Raw genomic sequence first — 14,103 nt, 5'->3', positions numbered from 1 at the left:
CAGGTCGAACGGGTGGGGGCCTGTCCGGTCGGGCAGTGCCCGCACGGAGTCGGACGGAATCGTCCGTCGTGCAACGTTGCTGCAACCCCGCCGCGGATAGTGTCCTACATCACAGCGACGACCACGGGGGTCGCGCGGAGGAGAAGGAGGGGCACGATGCCCGTTTTCGCACAGCCCGGCGCCGATGGTTCGGTGATGTCCTACGAGAGCCGCTACGAGCACTACATCGGCGGCGAGTGGGTGGCACCCGTCAAGGGCGAGTACTTCGAGAACGTCACCCCGATCACCGGTCAGGTCTTCTGCGAGGTCGGCCGCGGCACCTCCGAGGACATCGAGGCGGCCCTGGACGCCGCGTGGGCCGCCGCCCCGGCCTGGAACGCCACCTCCGCCGCCGAGCGCTCGCTGGTCCTGCTCCGGATCGCCGACCGCATGGAGGAGAACCTCGAGGCCATCGCCCTGGCCGAATCGTGGGACAACGGCAAGCCGATCCGCGAGTGTCTGGCGGCCGACATCCCGCTGGCGATCGATCACTTCCGCTACTTCGCCGGGTGTATCCGCGCGCAGGAGGGCGGGATCTCACAGATCGACGAGGACACGGTGGCGTACCACTTCCACGAGCCGCTCGGCGTGGTCGGCCAGATCATCCCGTGGAACTTCCCGGTCCTCATGGCGGTGTGGAAGCTCGCCCCGGCACTGGCCGCGGGCAACTGCGTGGTGCTCAAGCCGGCCGAGCAGACCCCGGCGTCGATCCTGTTCCTGCTGTCGGTGATCGGTGACCTCATCCCGCCCGGCGTGCTCAACGTGGTCAACGGCTTCGGCGCCGAGGCGGGCAAGCCCCTGGCCTCCAACCCGAGGATCCGCAAGGTCGCCTTCACCGGCGAGACCACCACCGGGCGGCTGATCATGCAGTACGCCTCCGAGAACCTCATCCCGGTGACCCTCGAGCTGGGCGGCAAGAGCCCCAACATCTTCTTCGCCGACGTCATGGACGCCGACGACGACTTCCGGCAGGCCGCACTCGAGGGGTTCGCGATGTTCGGCCTCAACCAGGGCGAGGTGTGCACGTGCCCCTCGCGCGCGCTGGTGCAGAAGTCGGTCTTCGACGAGTTCACCGAACTCGCGATCGAGCGCACCAACAAAATCACCCAGGGCAACCCGCTCGACACCGACACCATGCTGGGCGCGCAGGCCTCGGGCGATCAGCTGGAGAAGATCCTGTCCTACATCGACATCGGCAAGCAGGAGGGCGCGGACGTGCTCACCGGCGGCGCCCGGGCGGAGCTCGACGGTGACCTGGCGGGTGGCTACTACGTGCAGCCGACCGTCTTCCGCGGTCACAACAAGATGCGGCTGTTCCAGGAGGAGATCTTCGGGCCGGTCCTGTCCCTGAGCTCGTTCACCGACTTCGACGACGCCATGACCATCGCCAACGACACCCTCTACGGACTCGGTGCCGGTGTGTGGTCGCGCAACGGCACCACCGCCTACCGGGCCGGCCGCACCATCCAGGCCGGCCGCGTGTGGACCAACACCTACCACCAGTACCCGGCGCACGCGGCGTTCGGCGGCTACAAGCAGTCCGGCATCGGCCGCGAGAACCACCGCATGATGCTCGACCACTACCAGCAGACCAAGTGCCTGCTCGTGAGCTACTCGGGCAAGCCGCAGGGCTTCTTCTGATGGACGACGTGTGCGGGTTGCCCTCGGGCGGGAGCGTGCGCATCGCCGCGCGGGCGCTCCCCCCGGAGGGCGCGCCCGCCGACCTACCGCCGCGCCTCGTGGCGACCGAGCCGGCCGTCGAGCTCATCCGCGAGCTCGTCGGCCGGCACGGCCCGGTGATGTTCCACCAGTCCGGCGGGTGCTGCGACGGCTCGGCGCCCATGTGCTATCCCGACGGTGAGTTCCGTGTGGGGCAGCGCGACGTGTTGGTGGGGGAGCTGGACCTGGCACCCGGGGTCCGCGTGTGGATCTCGGGTTCCCAGTTCGAGACGTGGAAACACACGCAGTTGGTGCTGGACGCGATCCCGGGACGGGGCTCGGGGTTCAGCCTCGAGAACCCCACCGGCAAGCGGTTCCTGTCCAGGGCCCGCACGTTCGACACCGCCGAGCTCGCCGCACTCGAGGAGTTCCCACCGAGGCTGGGCTCGGAGCTGGAGGAGTAACCCGATCCGGCGCGGATCAGCGCAGGTTCGGCGGTAGAGTCCGACCATGGACACGGATCGCACGGCCTCCGCTGACCCGCTCGACGCCCCCGTCGGGTTCCTCACCCCCGAGCTGCGGGCTGACCTGCTGAGACGCTGGAACGAGCCGCAGCGGCGGTACCACAACGAGACGCACCTGCGGGCGGTGCTCCGGGCCGTGGACGCGCTCGAGGCGGACGGGGAGACCTTCGACGCCACGGCGGTCCGACTGGCCGCGTGGCTGCACGCCGCGGTGTTCGATCCCGCGGGCGCGGAGAACAACGAGAAGTCGGCGGCGCTGGCCGAGGAACTGCTCGACCCCGCCGCGCCCGTCGAGGAGGTCGCGCGCCTCGTCCGTCTCATGGGCGGGCACCGGGTCGAGCCCGGGGACCTCGACGGGGCCGTCCTCTCGGACGCCGACCTGGCCGTCCTGGGCGCAGACCCGGAGACCTACGACACCTACGCCGCGGAGGTGCGGCACGAGTTCGCCCACGTCCCGGGCGAGAGATTTGTCGCCGGGCGGATCGCCGCGCTCGAGGGACTGCTCGAGCGCAAATCCGTGTTCCTCACCCGCGCGGGTCGCGACATGTGGGAGAAGCAGGCCCACGCCAACCTCAACCGCGAGCTGGGACTGCTGCGCGCGGGGGCCGCCGGGAGCGACTAGTCCGGCTCGACGCCCGGCGGGGTGATCGCCGCGGTGTGCTCGGCGACGCCGGCGGCGACCATGATCTCGGTGACGGCCCGCGCGTCGTCCGGCCCGGGCAGCCCCCAGCCGTCGCCGTAGCCGTAGATCTCGGCGAGCGTGTGCGAGTCCCGGGTGCCGCGGGCGAGTTCGACGTCGGTGGGGCCGATCAGGCCGGGGTGGGGGACGCCGACGGCGCCGGCGACCTTGACGAGTTCGCGACGCAGCGACCGGATGTAGTTGGAGCAGCGTTCGGCCATCGCGGTGGGCTCCACCCCGCGCACCAGCCACGGGTTCTGGGTGGCGACACCGGTGGGGCAGCCGCCGGTGTGGCACTTCTGCGCCTGGATGCACCCCACTGACAGCATGGCCTCCCGCGCGACGTTGATCATGTCCACGCCCAGTGCGAGCGCTACCACGGCGTTCTCCGGGATGCCGAGCTTGCCGGCGCCGATGAACACGACGTCGTCGGTGAGTCCCGCCTCGGCGAAGACCGAGTACACGCGCGGGAAGCCGAGGCGGAAGGGCAAGGACACCGCGTCGGTGAACACGAGCGGACCGGCGCCGGTGCCGCCCTCCCCGCCGTCGATCGTGATGAAGTCGACGCCGCGGTCGCGCGGGACCATCGCCGTGGCGAGTTCCTCCCAGAAGGTCATGTCGCCGATGGCCGACTTGATGCCGACGGGCAGGCCGGTGCGGTCGGCGATGTCCTCGACGAGGTCGAGCATCGAGTCGACGTCGCTGAACGCGGTATGCCGGGAGGGGCTCGCGCAGTCCTCACCCATCGGGATCCCGCGGATCGCAGCGATCTCCTCGCTGATCTTGGCGGCGGGGAGGAGCCCGCCCAGGCCGGGTTTGGCGCCCTGGGAGAGCTTGATCTCGATCGCCCGGATCGGGTGCTTCTCGGTGAGCGCGACCAGCTTGTCGATGTCGAACCGTCCCCGGTCGTCGCGGACCCCGAAGTAGGCGGTGCCGATCTGGAAGATGAGGTCCGCGCCGTTCTGGTGGTAGGGGCTCAGGCCGCCCTCACCCGTGTTGTGGAGGGCTCCCGAGAGGGCGGCACCCCGACCCAGAGCCTCGACCGCGGGCGCGGAGAGCGAGCCGTAGCTCATCGCCGAGATGTTGACCAAAGAGTCCGGCCGGAACGCGCGGGCCCGGCCGCGGGCGGCGCCGAGCACCTTGGCGGGCGGGAGCGGGAGCTGCTGTCCGGAATGGGGGAGCGCGGACAGGGTGACGTCACTGAAGGTGCGCTGTTTGATGATCGGGTAGCCCTCGAGGAACTCGATATCGTTGTCCGTACCGAACCCGAACGTGGTCCCCCGGGACTCGGCGGACTCGTAGATCCAGTCGCGCTGATCCCGGGTGAACGGCCGTTCCTCGTCGTTGCTGGCGACGATGTACTGCCGCAGCTCGGGTCCGATGGCGGTCAGCGCCATGCGGGCGTGTCCGAGGACGGGGAACGTCCGCAGGATCGGGAACCTGGTCTGCCGCAGGTCCGTGGCCGCGACCGCGGCCAGGGCGGCCAGGGGCGCGCCGAGGAGCCACTTGCGCATGTCGACCTCCAGTCGGGGGCGGGGACGGTTCCATCATGGACCACACCGCCGGGCGGGGCCGCGTGGTTCGATGAGACCACCCCAACCGCGACGGAGGAGTTCTCATGGGCCGCACCCGTGCCGACCGGGACCGACTGTGGGCGGCGATCCACGTGGAACGCGCGGCCCTGGCCGACGAGCTGGGGGCATTGCGCGACGCGGAGTGGCGCACCGGGTCGCTGTGCACCCGGTGGAGCGTGGAGGAGGTCCTCGCCCATCTGACGGCGGTCGCCCGGACGGGCCGGGTCCGGTGGGTCCGCAGCATCGTGGGTGCGGGGTTCGACACCGACAAGCACAACCGGCGGAGGATGCGGGAGCAGCTCCGCGACAGCCCCGGCGGGACGCTGGAGAACTTCGTCGACTCGTCGTCGCTCCGCGTGTCACCCTTCGGGGACCCCGCGGCGTGGCTCGGCGAGACGATCGTGCACGCGGAGGACATCCGCCGGCCCCTCGGCCTGACCCGCGCCTACCCCGTCGATCCCCTGACCGGGGTCGCGCGGTTCTATGCGTCGCAGGACTTCGCGGTGAACAGTGCGAGGCTCGTGAAGGGACTGCGCCTACGGGCGACCGACGGGCCGTTCGAGGCCGGCGCAGGTCCGGAGGTGGAGGGGCCGACGCTGGCGCTGGTGATGGCCATGGCGGGCCGGCCGGTGTTCCTCGACGAGCTGTCCGGCGGGGGAGTGGACGAACTGCGCCGGCGTATCGGCTGACCGCACCGCTGGTGACAACGCCGCCTCAGGGCAGGATGCGGGAGACGACCTCGGCGGCGACCTCCTCGAGCAGCGGGCCCGCGTTGGCGATGGAACGGGCCAGGTCGGGTTCCCGTTCGGTGAGTGCGGCCGCCGCCGCGAACCCGGCCTCGGCGACCCGGTCGGCCCCCAGATCCAGGCGGCCACACACCGCGACCACCGGGACGGCGTGGGACCGGCACAGGGCCGCCACTCCCATCGGGGTCTTGCCGTGCATGGTCTGGTCGTCGAGTCGGCCCTCGCCCGTGATCACCAGGTCGGCGGCGGACAGGACGTCCTCGAGACCGGTGAGGGTGCCGAGCACCTCGAACCCCGGGTCGAGGGAGGCGCCGAGCAGCTCACGGGCGATGAAGCCGACCCCGCCGGCCGCGCCGGAGCCGGGCGCATCCGGGTCGACGTCGAGTCCCTGCGCGCGCAGGACCCGCACCAGGCGGGTCAGGCCGGCCTCGAGCTCGTCGAGTTGGTCCGGGATCGCGCCCTTCTGCGGGCCGTAGACGCGGGCCGCGCCCAGCGGACCGAGCAGCGGGTTGTCCACGTCGCAGGCGACGAGGATGCGGGCGGCGCGGACGGCCGGGTCGAGGCCGTCGAGGTCGATCCGGTCGAGGTTGACCAGCGCGCCGCCGCCGTCGGGCAGCTCCGTGCCGGAGGAGTCCAGGAAACGCGCACCGAGAGCGGCGAGCATCCCGGCGCCGCCGTCGGTGGACGCGCTGCCGCCGATGCCCAGGTGGATGTTGCCGCGGCCGGATCGCAGCGCGGCCAGCATCACCTCGCCGACCCCGCGGCTGGACGCCTCCAGGGGGCGGGCCTCGCCGCCGGGCAGTCGCAGCAGGCCGCAGGCGTCCGCCATCTCCACGAACGCGGTGTCGGGGTCGATGGCGGCGAACGAGGTCTCGACCGGCTCGCCGGTGGGCCCCGCTGCCGTGACGGGCACGGTCCGGGCGCCGCCGGCGACCATCACCTCGAGACTGCCGCCCCCACCGTCGGCGACCGGGCGTTCCAGCACATCGGTGTCGGGGTGCGCCCGACGGGCGCCCTCGGCCGCGTGGTGGCACGCCTCGACAGCGGTGAGGGAGCCCTTGAAGGCCCCGCAGGCCACGACGATCGTCACACCTGCATCATCCCCCATGAGTGTCGGCGGACACACGACGGCCCGGGATCGTGAGGGGGAGGGGCACGATCCCGGGCCGGGAAGGCGCGTCGTCGACGCGGGGGTTATCAGCCCAGCGAGCCGAAGTTCAGCCCGGCGTCGGCCTCGACCTCGGCGTCGGCGTCGACGTCGACGGTGGCGCCGGTGGTGGTGTCGTCCTCGGCGCCGGAGCTCAGGCCGGCGAGCGACCCGCTCAGCGACTCGGTCTCGGCGGCGGTCTCATCGACGGGGGGCTCATCGGTGGTCTCGTCACCCGAGCCGAGCGAACCGCTGGTGGCCGGGGCCTCCTCGGTCACCGCGGCGGTCGTGACGCCGTCGGTGTCATCGGTGGTCTCGTCGCTGCTGCCCAGCGAGCCGCTGTCGGCGTCGGCGTCGGTCGCATCCTCGTCGGCGGAGCCGGTGGCCGACCCGGTCGCGGTCTCGGTCTCGTCCTCGGCGGAACCGGAGTTGCCGTCGATCAGCGCGCTGCCGGTGTTCGGCGAGACGCCGAGGCTACCCAGCTCGACGGAGCCCGGGTTGGGGGTCTCGGCATCGAGGTTGAGGTTGAACGCCAGGCTGCCCAGGTCGAGGTTGAGGTCGGTGCCCAGGGCGCCCTCGAGGCTGCCACCGTCGCCCGCGAGCTCGGCGAGGCTGCCGGTGTCACCTGCGAGGTCCTCGAGGCTGGCGGTGGGGTCGGTGGGGGCCTCGGTCTGCGCGGCGGCCAGGCCGGGGAACGCGATGGCGGCACCGAGTCCGAACGCGCCGACGGCGGCGATCTTCGCGGTGGTGCGGTTGGTGGTCTTCCGATGAGTGTTCGTCATAGAGCACGTCTCCGATCTACATCGACCCCGATGTCTCTCATCGCGGGCACCCCGGTCGGAAGCGAGGTGCGTCAGCGACCCTACAAGCGGCCTGCGAGAGCGCAAGGGGTCCGAATCGTGAGGGCGCGTTGATGTAACACTCCGGTCACTCGCGTGTCCCCGGGGGGTCGGGCGGGTCCGTCGGAGGCGCCACGGGCGGCGTCGTGCCTGCCTAGGCTGGGTCCATGACCGTGTCCGGAGCATCAGATCCCGCGACGCCGGGCCCTCCGGGCCTCGTGGAGACCCACAGTGCGCTCATCATCCTCTGGGGTGACCAGGCTCACAAAGTGCGCAAGCCACTGGATCTCGGCTTCCTCGACAACACCACCGTCGAGGCGCGGGCGGAGCAGAGCCGCCGTGAGGTCGAGCTCAACAGTCGACTGGCCCCGGACGTCTACACCGGCGTGCTGGAGGTGAGGGGCCCCGACGGCGAGGTGATCGATCACGTCGTGCGGATGCGTCGCCTCCCCGCGCACCGGAGCCTCGCCGCGCTGGTGCGGTCGCGGCAGGAGGGCTCGACCGGGGACGGCGATCCGGACATCGTGGCCGGCATCCGCGAGGTGGCCCGGCAGATCGACCACCTCCACACCGCCAGCCCCCGCTCGGAGGAGATCGACGCCGCGGGCTCCCCCGCCGCGGTGGCGCGGTTGTGGGCGGAGTCCCTCGACCACCTGCGCGGACTCGACGTGGGTAGGGACGCCCCGGAGATCGTCGACGACATCGCGGCCCTGGCGTCGGGCTACCTGCGGGGGCGGGCCCCGCTGCTGCGGTCCCGCGTGGCGGCCGGCCGGGTCGTCGACGGCCACGGGGACCTCCTCGCCGCCGACGTCTACCTCACCGACGACGGACCGCGGGTGATCGACTGCCTCGAGTTCGACGACCGGCTCCGGTTCGGCGACGCGATGCTGGACATCGCATTCCTGGCGATGGATCTCGACGCCGCGGGGGCGCGGGACCTCGCAGTCGTCCTCCTCGAGGCCTACCGCGACTTCTCCGGCGATGACGCGCCGCCCTCGCTGGTCCACCACTACATCGCCTACCGTGCCCTGGTCCGCTCCAAGGTGACCGCCATCCGCGCCGAGCAGGCCGACGACGGGGCCGCCGGCGGCGAGGCCCGCCGGGCGCTGGTGTTGGCGGACCGGGCGGTCGACTCGCTGCTGCGGGGCCGCGTCCGTCTGGTGCTGGTGGGCGGGGTGTCCGGGTCCGGTAAGTCCACGCTGGCCGCGCCGCTGGCCGAGGCGCTGTCGGCGGACCTGCTGCGTTCCGACGTGGTCCGCGGGGAGATCGCCGGCGCCGCCGCCGCCGACCGGTATTCGGACGCGGCGATCGACGCGGTCTACACGGAGATGCTCGCCCGCGCCGCCGGGCTGCTCGCGCAGGGGCGAACCGTGGTGCTGGACGCCACCTGGCTGGAGCCACGGCGCCGCGCGGAGGCCGAGACCGTGGCCGCGGACGCGCACGCCGAGCTGGTGGAGATCGCGTGCACCGCGCCCCGCGACGAGCTGGTGCGGCGGATCACCGCGCGGGCGGCCGCGGGCGCCGACCCGTCCGAGGCCACGGTGGAGGTCCTGGACTCCCAGCTGGTGGCGACGCCGCCGTGGCCGGACGCGATCGAGGTGGACACCGCCGGGCTCGACGCGCGCGACCGCGCCGCCGTGCACCGGTGGGCCGAACGCGAGTTGGGGCCGCTGCCCTGGGCGTGAGCCGTCAGGGCCCCTGGTCCACCGGGCCCCGGGTTGAGCCGCGATCCTGGTTCAGCCGCGCGGCGGGCGCGGGATCGAGCCGACGAACTGCATGGACCGGTACGGCCACCCGGCGGGCCCGGCGGCCGAGTCGTGGGTGTTCCACTGGCTCACCACGAAGTGCCACTCCTCCGGCGTGGATCCCGGCACCGGGCAGCCGCAGTAGAGCTGGGCGACCCGCGCGGGCCCGGACCCGGGGTCGGAGCCGTCCGACTCGTCGCCCCACGCACTGCCGCGCAGGAGCGTGGTGTGCGTGGTGATCGAGCGGTCGAGCAGGTCGGCCCCGATGTGCGGGAACGTCAGACAGTCGATGCGGTAGTGCCCGGCATCGAAGTAGGTCAGGGTCCAGAAGTCCTCGCACCGACGCAGGTACATCTCGCCGATCCGGCCGGGCAGCACGATGGTCGTGGGATTGCCCCAGTTCCAGGCGCCCTTCCGGAAGCCCCAGGTCTGCCACCTGCGGAGGTCGGGATCCGCGAGGTGCTCCTCACGCACCCGCATGAGGATGACGCCCTTGTCACGTTGGAACCCGGTGGACAGGACGTAGACGAACCCGTCCCCGCCGAGCTCCCACGTCCACAATTGGCGATGGCCGCCCTCCAGGAGAGGCGAGAACTCGGCCCCGGTGGGCTCCCAGGTCCGGCCGTCGTCGGTCGACCGGTGGATCCGGGTGCGGGTGACCGTGCCCAGGCCGTGGTTGACCATGACGTGCAGGTACATGGTGTCGCCGATGGTGAGCACGTCGCTCGGGAGGACGGTCGAGCAGCCGCGGCCGTGCACATAGTCGATCAGTTGGGCGGCGTAGTCCCGCGGGCCCGGGCCGGCGGCGTCCGCCCACTCGAGACCCCGGGACGGGTCGGCGGTGTCGGAGAACAACCCGACCGGGGAGCGCCAATCCGGATTTCCGGGACCGGGGCGCTCGTCCGTGGTGGGGGCACACTGCTCGATGCCCGGGTGCGGACGCCCCACATGGGGGGCACCCATCCCGGCGCCGGCGAAGGTGTCGCCGAACACCGCGAGCAGGCGCCCGGACGGGGTTCGGGTCAGGATTCCCAGATCCGTCCCCTCCATCCCGAAGGCCGTGGTGATCCCGGGTCCGGTGAGGTCCCGGACCTTGCGGGTGGCCGATGTGCGGGACGCAGTGGGCGGCGGCGGATCCGTCATGGGGCCGACGCTACCGCGCAACCGGTCGGGCGGCACCAGACTCGTTGTCAGGTCACAATTCTGGCGAAGCGGGCCCCACGCCCCGAACCGCGGGGCGTATGGTCATCGGCGTGACCCATCCCTTCGCACGGGCCGGGCGGGAGCTCGTCCCCGGCCACTGGCTCGGCCCCGCAGCCGTTCTGGCGCTCGGGTGTGCCACGGCGTGGACGCTCATCGGGTTCGGACACGGCGCGCCGTTGGCGGCCGTGGTGCTCGTCGCGGCACTGGTGCTGGCCCTGTGGAACTCCCCGCTGCGCGCCTCCGGTCACGAGCCACTCCAGACCGTGCGGTCCGTCGCCGACGCGGGTCGCGCCGTGGTGGTGCTGTGGAGGCCGGGGTGCCCTTATTCGTCGGCGCTGCGTCGCCGGGCCGCCCGTGAGGGACTCGACGTCCACTGGGTCAATATCTGGCGGGACGAGGACGCCTATCAACTGTGTTGCAGCATCAACGGCGGCTCGGAGGAGACGCCCACCGCGATGCTGCTCGACGCGGGTCTCGCCGCGCCGGTGGTGATCCCGGCCTCCGTCCCGGGCATCCGTGAGGCCACCGCCGCCCCCGCGCGGGGCGTCATCCACACGCGTGTCGTCTCACGCGCCTCCGGCCGCGTCCGCGGCCTCGGCGTCCGCGGCCACTGACCCGCCCTCCCGCCGGCCGGGCGTGGCCACCACCTCGTCGTCGTCGTCCTCACCGCCCGTACCGAAGTGCCCCCCGCACGTCCCCGCACTCGGTGCCCACCGCCATGTGGGCGATCCGGCCCTGCGCGCGGAGCTCTGCCAGGCGCGGTACCACCCGGTCACGCAAGCCCCACGGGTCGATCGTGTTGACGTAGACGCCGGTCGCGCCCTCGAAACCGGCGGGTGTCGAGATGCGCCACTTCAGCACGATCCGCCACGGCATGGCCGCGACACCCCGTTCAAGCGGGCGGGTGTGCCACTCCTCGTTACACGGCACCAGCCGACCCGTCGCCGCGTGGCAGGCGTGCAGCAGATCCGAGACGCCGCGCAGCTCGGCCGCCGAATGCTCCCACGGCGCGCTCGCCGCCGACCGCGAGTAGACCACCAGCGCGGGGTAGCGGTGCCCCACGCCCACCACCGCGACCGCGTGCTCGTTTTCCGCCAGCACCAACCCCTCGGCCGCGGCGTGGTCCACACCGAGCCGGTTGTAGAGGTCGGGGTCGCCGCCCAGCGCGGCCGCCTCGCGGGCGGTCTTGGCGGGGATCTCGTCGATCGCCACCAGCTGTTTGTGCAGGTGCGCGAACGAGGCGCCCGCGGGCGCGAGCCAGTTCTGGAACACCGACACGTACCGCGCGTGTGCGTTGTCGCGGTACAGGCCTCGCATCGCGCGGACCGTGAAGGCGGTGAACTGCTCGTGCTCGGCGGGGGTCAGGTCGCCCGACGCGGCGTGGCGGTCGCTGGCGGTGGCGCCGTCGGTGAGATGACGGCGTGCCACCACCACGTCGTGACAGCCGCCGAAGAAGCTCTCCGAGTGCGCGGCCAGTTCGGCCGGGCCCATGGCATCCAGGGCCGACGAGTCGCCCTGCGCTGCGGCGATGCGGGCGCGGACCAGCGCGCGGACGTGCTCGGCGCCGGACGGGGTCGCGAGATACGCGGACTGGTGGGCGGCCGCGCGGGCCGGGATGCGGTAACCGTGCACGGCCTTCCAGTAGTCCAGAGAGACGATCTCGAAGAGATTGCCGAACAGCCGGAACTCCGGGGTCGTGGCATCGAGCTCGTCGGCGGACACCTCCTCGAGCACCCGCCAGGTGTCGCCGTCGCGGATTACGCGCGCCTTCTCCGGGGTGGTCTCGCGCAGCCGGGTCACACAGAACGGGCAGTGCGCCTCCGCGGCGGACGGGTCCACCGCGGTGACCCGCCCGGGGGAGTGGTCGATGGGCCGGTGCGCCCGACCGGGCACGGTCCACACCTCGGTGCCGGTGAACGGATTGGTCTGCTTGACCGTGCCGTCCGCCATGCGGCGAAGCGGCGGGACCGGGGACGACAGGGTGTGGGGCGCAGTGGTCACCCATTGAGCGTAGGTGGACACGGGCCGCTGACGAGGTCAAATATATGTCGTTTCACCGGTAGTAATGTGATCTAGGTAACAGTATTCTGACTTTTCGCGATGTTTAGGTCAGGTAAGGGGATCGGTGCCAGCGATCCGCTGCAGCCTCCGGCAGAAGCAAGGGACACCGAGAGACGGATCGACTATGTCTTCGACACGCGCACGACATCTGAGGGCGGCGGCGCTCACCAGCGCAGCGCTGCTCGCTGCCGCCGGTTCGCCGGCGATCGCAGGTGCCCAGACCGGGTCGCTCAACGGCGAGCTCGGTCTGAACCTCGAACTGCTGCTCGGTTCAGCCGGGTCGGGGGATGGCGGATCGCTCGACGGAGGCATACCGAGCGGCTCGCTGGATCCCGGCTCGCTGGAACCGCTGTCCGCCGGTTCCGATACCGGCTCGGATGATCTTTCGGGGCCCGGTTCGGTGGACCCCGGATCCGTGCCGTCGGGGTCGTCCCCGGACACCGGATCGCTCAACCCGGGATCGCTCGACCCCGGTTCGCTGGACCCCGGCTCCCTGGACCCAGCCTCGCTGCAGCCGTTGTCCGCGGGGTCCGATGCCGGGTCGGATGACGTGGGCTCTGACGAAGGGTCGCTGGAGGAGGGGTCCCTGGATGCGGGTTCCCTGGCGCCGTTGTCGGCGGGCTCGGATGCCGGCTCGGACGACGGGTCGTTGGACCCCGGTTCCGCCGAGGGCGGATCGCTCGTGGCCGTGACTCTGCTCCTGGCGCTCGGATCGTCCGGTTCCGAGGCGGGTGATGGCTCGCTGGCGCCGCTGTCAGCCGGTTCTGAGGGCGGGTCGGAGGATCTGGGATCGGATGACGGGTCGTTGGAGGGGTCGCTGGATGCGGGTTCGCTCGCGCCGTTGTCGGCCGGTTCTGAGGGCGGGTCGGACAACGAGCCCGGGGAGGGGTCGGTCGACCTCGGTTCACTCGCGCCCGGGTCCCTTGCTCTGGGCTCCCTGCCTCTCGCATCGGTGGGAGGATCGCTGGGGCCGTTGTCGGCGGGTTCCGGTGGCGGGTCGGATGACATGGGTTCGGAGGACGGGTCGGTGGAGGGGTCCCTGGCGCCGTTGTCGTCCGGTTCTGATGCCGGTTCGGGCAACGGGACGGGGGAGGGTTCGCTCGACGGGTCGTTGGAGGGCTCCCTCGACGGGGGTTCCCTCGCACCGTTGTCGGCCGGGTCCGATGAAGGGTCGCTGGAGGAAGGCTCGTCTGAGGGCTCCCTGCCGATGGGATCTCTCGAACCGGGATCGGCCACCGGCTCCCTCGCTCCCCTCGGGTCCCTCACGGCGTCGCTGGCCCCACTCGGGTCCGCAGGATCGGCTGCGGGGTCACTGCCGCTGCTGCTGCCTGTCGCGCTCATCGGCGGTTCCGTGGCTGCTGCACCGATGATCCTGCAGGTGGGCGCGGACATGGGGATCGCGCTTCCGCCGCTGCCGGGCCTCCCCGCTCCGGTCGCGGCAGCGCCGGCGGTCGCCGCGCCGCCGGTTGCGCCCGGGCCCTCGACGCCCAACGGGCGTGGAGGCGAACCGGGTGTCGCCGGAGTCGGAGGCGCCGCGGTGGGCGTCAATGCCGCCATCGTGATGACCGGCTCGCTGGGTGACTACGAAGTGGCGCTGCCGGACGGTGTCACGTTGCCACCAATGCCGTTCATTCGGTGAGTTATCTGAGAGAAGGCCCGCCCCGGGAGCATTCGCCCGGGGCGGGCCTTCCGCCATCTCGGGAGGGCGTGAGGCGCGTACCCTGAGAGAAATCTCACAAGGTGGACTCAGCTTCCCATGTCAGGGGCCACAGTTTGACTTTCCCGATTTGTGTGCTGTGCCCCTTCTGCCCATATTATTTCCGAGCCAGAGCACTTCGGTCCTCTGAGTACGGGTGCTCCAGACACCACGGAGTCCGCCCGTCGACA

Annotated in this window: 12 protein-coding genes; 7 read left to right on the top strand and 5 right to left on the bottom strand. The window is 71.8% G+C overall.

Annotated elements, in window-relative coordinates; translation table 11 throughout:
* Positions 1-156: 156 nt before the first annotated feature.
* The 3 genes from Q2K20_RS14860 to Q2K20_RS14850 are packed head-to-tail and all read left to right on the top strand — an operon-like array spanning position 157 to position 2,844.
* On the top strand, positions 157-1,680 hold the full coding sequence (locus tag Q2K20_RS14860) for an aldehyde dehydrogenase family protein (RefSeq protein WP_067714957.1): 1,524 nt from the start codon (positions 157-159) through the stop codon (positions 1,678-1,680).
* The gene (locus tag Q2K20_RS14855) at positions 1,680-2,162 is read left to right on the top strand and encodes a DUF779 domain-containing protein (RefSeq protein ID WP_194307384.1); all 483 of its coding nucleotides are present in this window, start codon (positions 1,680-1,682) and stop codon (positions 2,160-2,162) included. The genes Q2K20_RS14860 and Q2K20_RS14855 overlap by 1 nt, the downstream gene beginning before the upstream one ends.
* 46 nt (positions 2,163-2,208) lie before the next feature.
* A complete protein-coding gene (locus Q2K20_RS14850; protein ID WP_317176900.1) occupies positions 2,209-2,844 on the top strand; it encodes a hypothetical protein in 636 nt (211 codons plus the stop codon).
* Here the strand turns inward: Q2K20_RS14850 and Q2K20_RS14845 are convergent.
* Positions 2,841-4,415, bottom strand: a complete 1,575-nt coding sequence (locus Q2K20_RS14845) for an FMN-binding glutamate synthase family protein (RefSeq protein WP_067714951.1) — start codon at positions 4,413-4,415, stop codon at positions 2,841-2,843. The genes Q2K20_RS14850 and Q2K20_RS14845 overlap by 4 nt on opposite strands.
* 104 nt (positions 4,416-4,519) lie before the next feature.
* Between Q2K20_RS14845 and Q2K20_RS14840 the strand changes: the two genes are divergently transcribed.
* A complete protein-coding gene (locus tag Q2K20_RS14840; RefSeq protein ID WP_253002975.1) occupies positions 4,520-5,164 on the top strand; it encodes a maleylpyruvate isomerase family mycothiol-dependent enzyme in 645 nt (214 codons plus the stop codon).
* 25 nt (positions 5,165-5,189) lie between these two features.
* Here Q2K20_RS14840 and Q2K20_RS14835 read toward each other — a convergent pair whose 3' ends face one another.
* Both Q2K20_RS14835 and Q2K20_RS14830 read right to left on the bottom strand, forming a co-directional pair.
* The gene (locus tag Q2K20_RS14835; RefSeq protein ID WP_317176899.1) at positions 5,190-6,311 is read right to left on the bottom strand and encodes a glycerate kinase; all 1,122 of its coding nucleotides are present in this window, start codon (positions 6,309-6,311) and stop codon (positions 5,190-5,192) included.
* Between the two features lie 107 nt (positions 6,312-6,418).
* Complete coding sequence (locus Q2K20_RS14830) at positions 6,419-7,150, bottom strand: hypothetical protein (protein WP_317176898.1); 732 nt, start codon at positions 7,148-7,150, stop codon at positions 6,419-6,421.
* A gap of 224 nt (positions 7,151-7,374) precedes the next feature.
* Here Q2K20_RS14830 and Q2K20_RS14825 point away from each other — a divergent pair, with 224 nt between their 5' ends.
* Positions 7,375-8,892 carry an AAA family ATPase gene (locus Q2K20_RS14825; RefSeq protein WP_317176897.1) on the top strand — a complete coding sequence of 506 codons (1,518 nt, stop codon included), beginning with the start codon at positions 7,375-7,377 and terminating at the stop codon, positions 8,890-8,892.
* A 51-nt stretch (positions 8,893-8,943) separates the two neighbouring features.
* Here Q2K20_RS14825 and Q2K20_RS14820 read toward each other — a convergent pair whose 3' ends face one another.
* Entirely contained in the window at positions 8,944-10,095 is a 1,152-nt protein-coding gene (locus Q2K20_RS14820) for a DUF4185 domain-containing protein (RefSeq protein WP_067715122.1), read from the bottom strand.
* Positions 10,096-10,205: 110 nt separating this feature from the next.
* Between Q2K20_RS14820 and Q2K20_RS14815 the strand changes: the two genes are divergently transcribed.
* Entirely contained in the window at positions 10,206-10,769 is a 564-nt protein-coding gene (locus Q2K20_RS14815) for a hypothetical protein (RefSeq protein ID WP_227022115.1), read from the top strand.
* 49 nt (positions 10,770-10,818) lie between these two features.
* Here the strand turns inward: Q2K20_RS14815 and Q2K20_RS14810 are convergent, their stop codons facing one another.
* A complete protein-coding gene (locus Q2K20_RS14810) occupies positions 10,819-12,105 on the bottom strand; it encodes a DUF4921 family protein (protein ID WP_410494227.1) in 1,287 nt (428 codons plus the stop codon).
* A 235-nt stretch (positions 12,106-12,340) separates the two neighbouring features.
* Here Q2K20_RS14810 and Q2K20_RS14805 point away from each other — a divergent pair, with 235 nt between their 5' ends.
* Positions 12,341-13,855 carry a hypothetical protein gene (locus Q2K20_RS14805; protein WP_317176895.1) on the top strand — a complete coding sequence of 505 codons (1,515 nt, stop codon included), beginning with the start codon at positions 12,341-12,343 and terminating at the stop codon, positions 13,853-13,855.
* The last annotated feature ends 248 nt before the right edge of the window (positions 13,856-14,103 follow it).

The organism is Dietzia sp. IN118, assembly GCF_032905965.1.
Lineage (GTDB): Bacteria > Actinomycetota > Actinomycetes > Mycobacteriales > Mycobacteriaceae > Dietzia > Dietzia kunjamensis.
The sequence above is the reverse complement of the archived record's forward strand: the minus strand, read 5'-3'. Positions and strand labels throughout refer to the sequence as shown.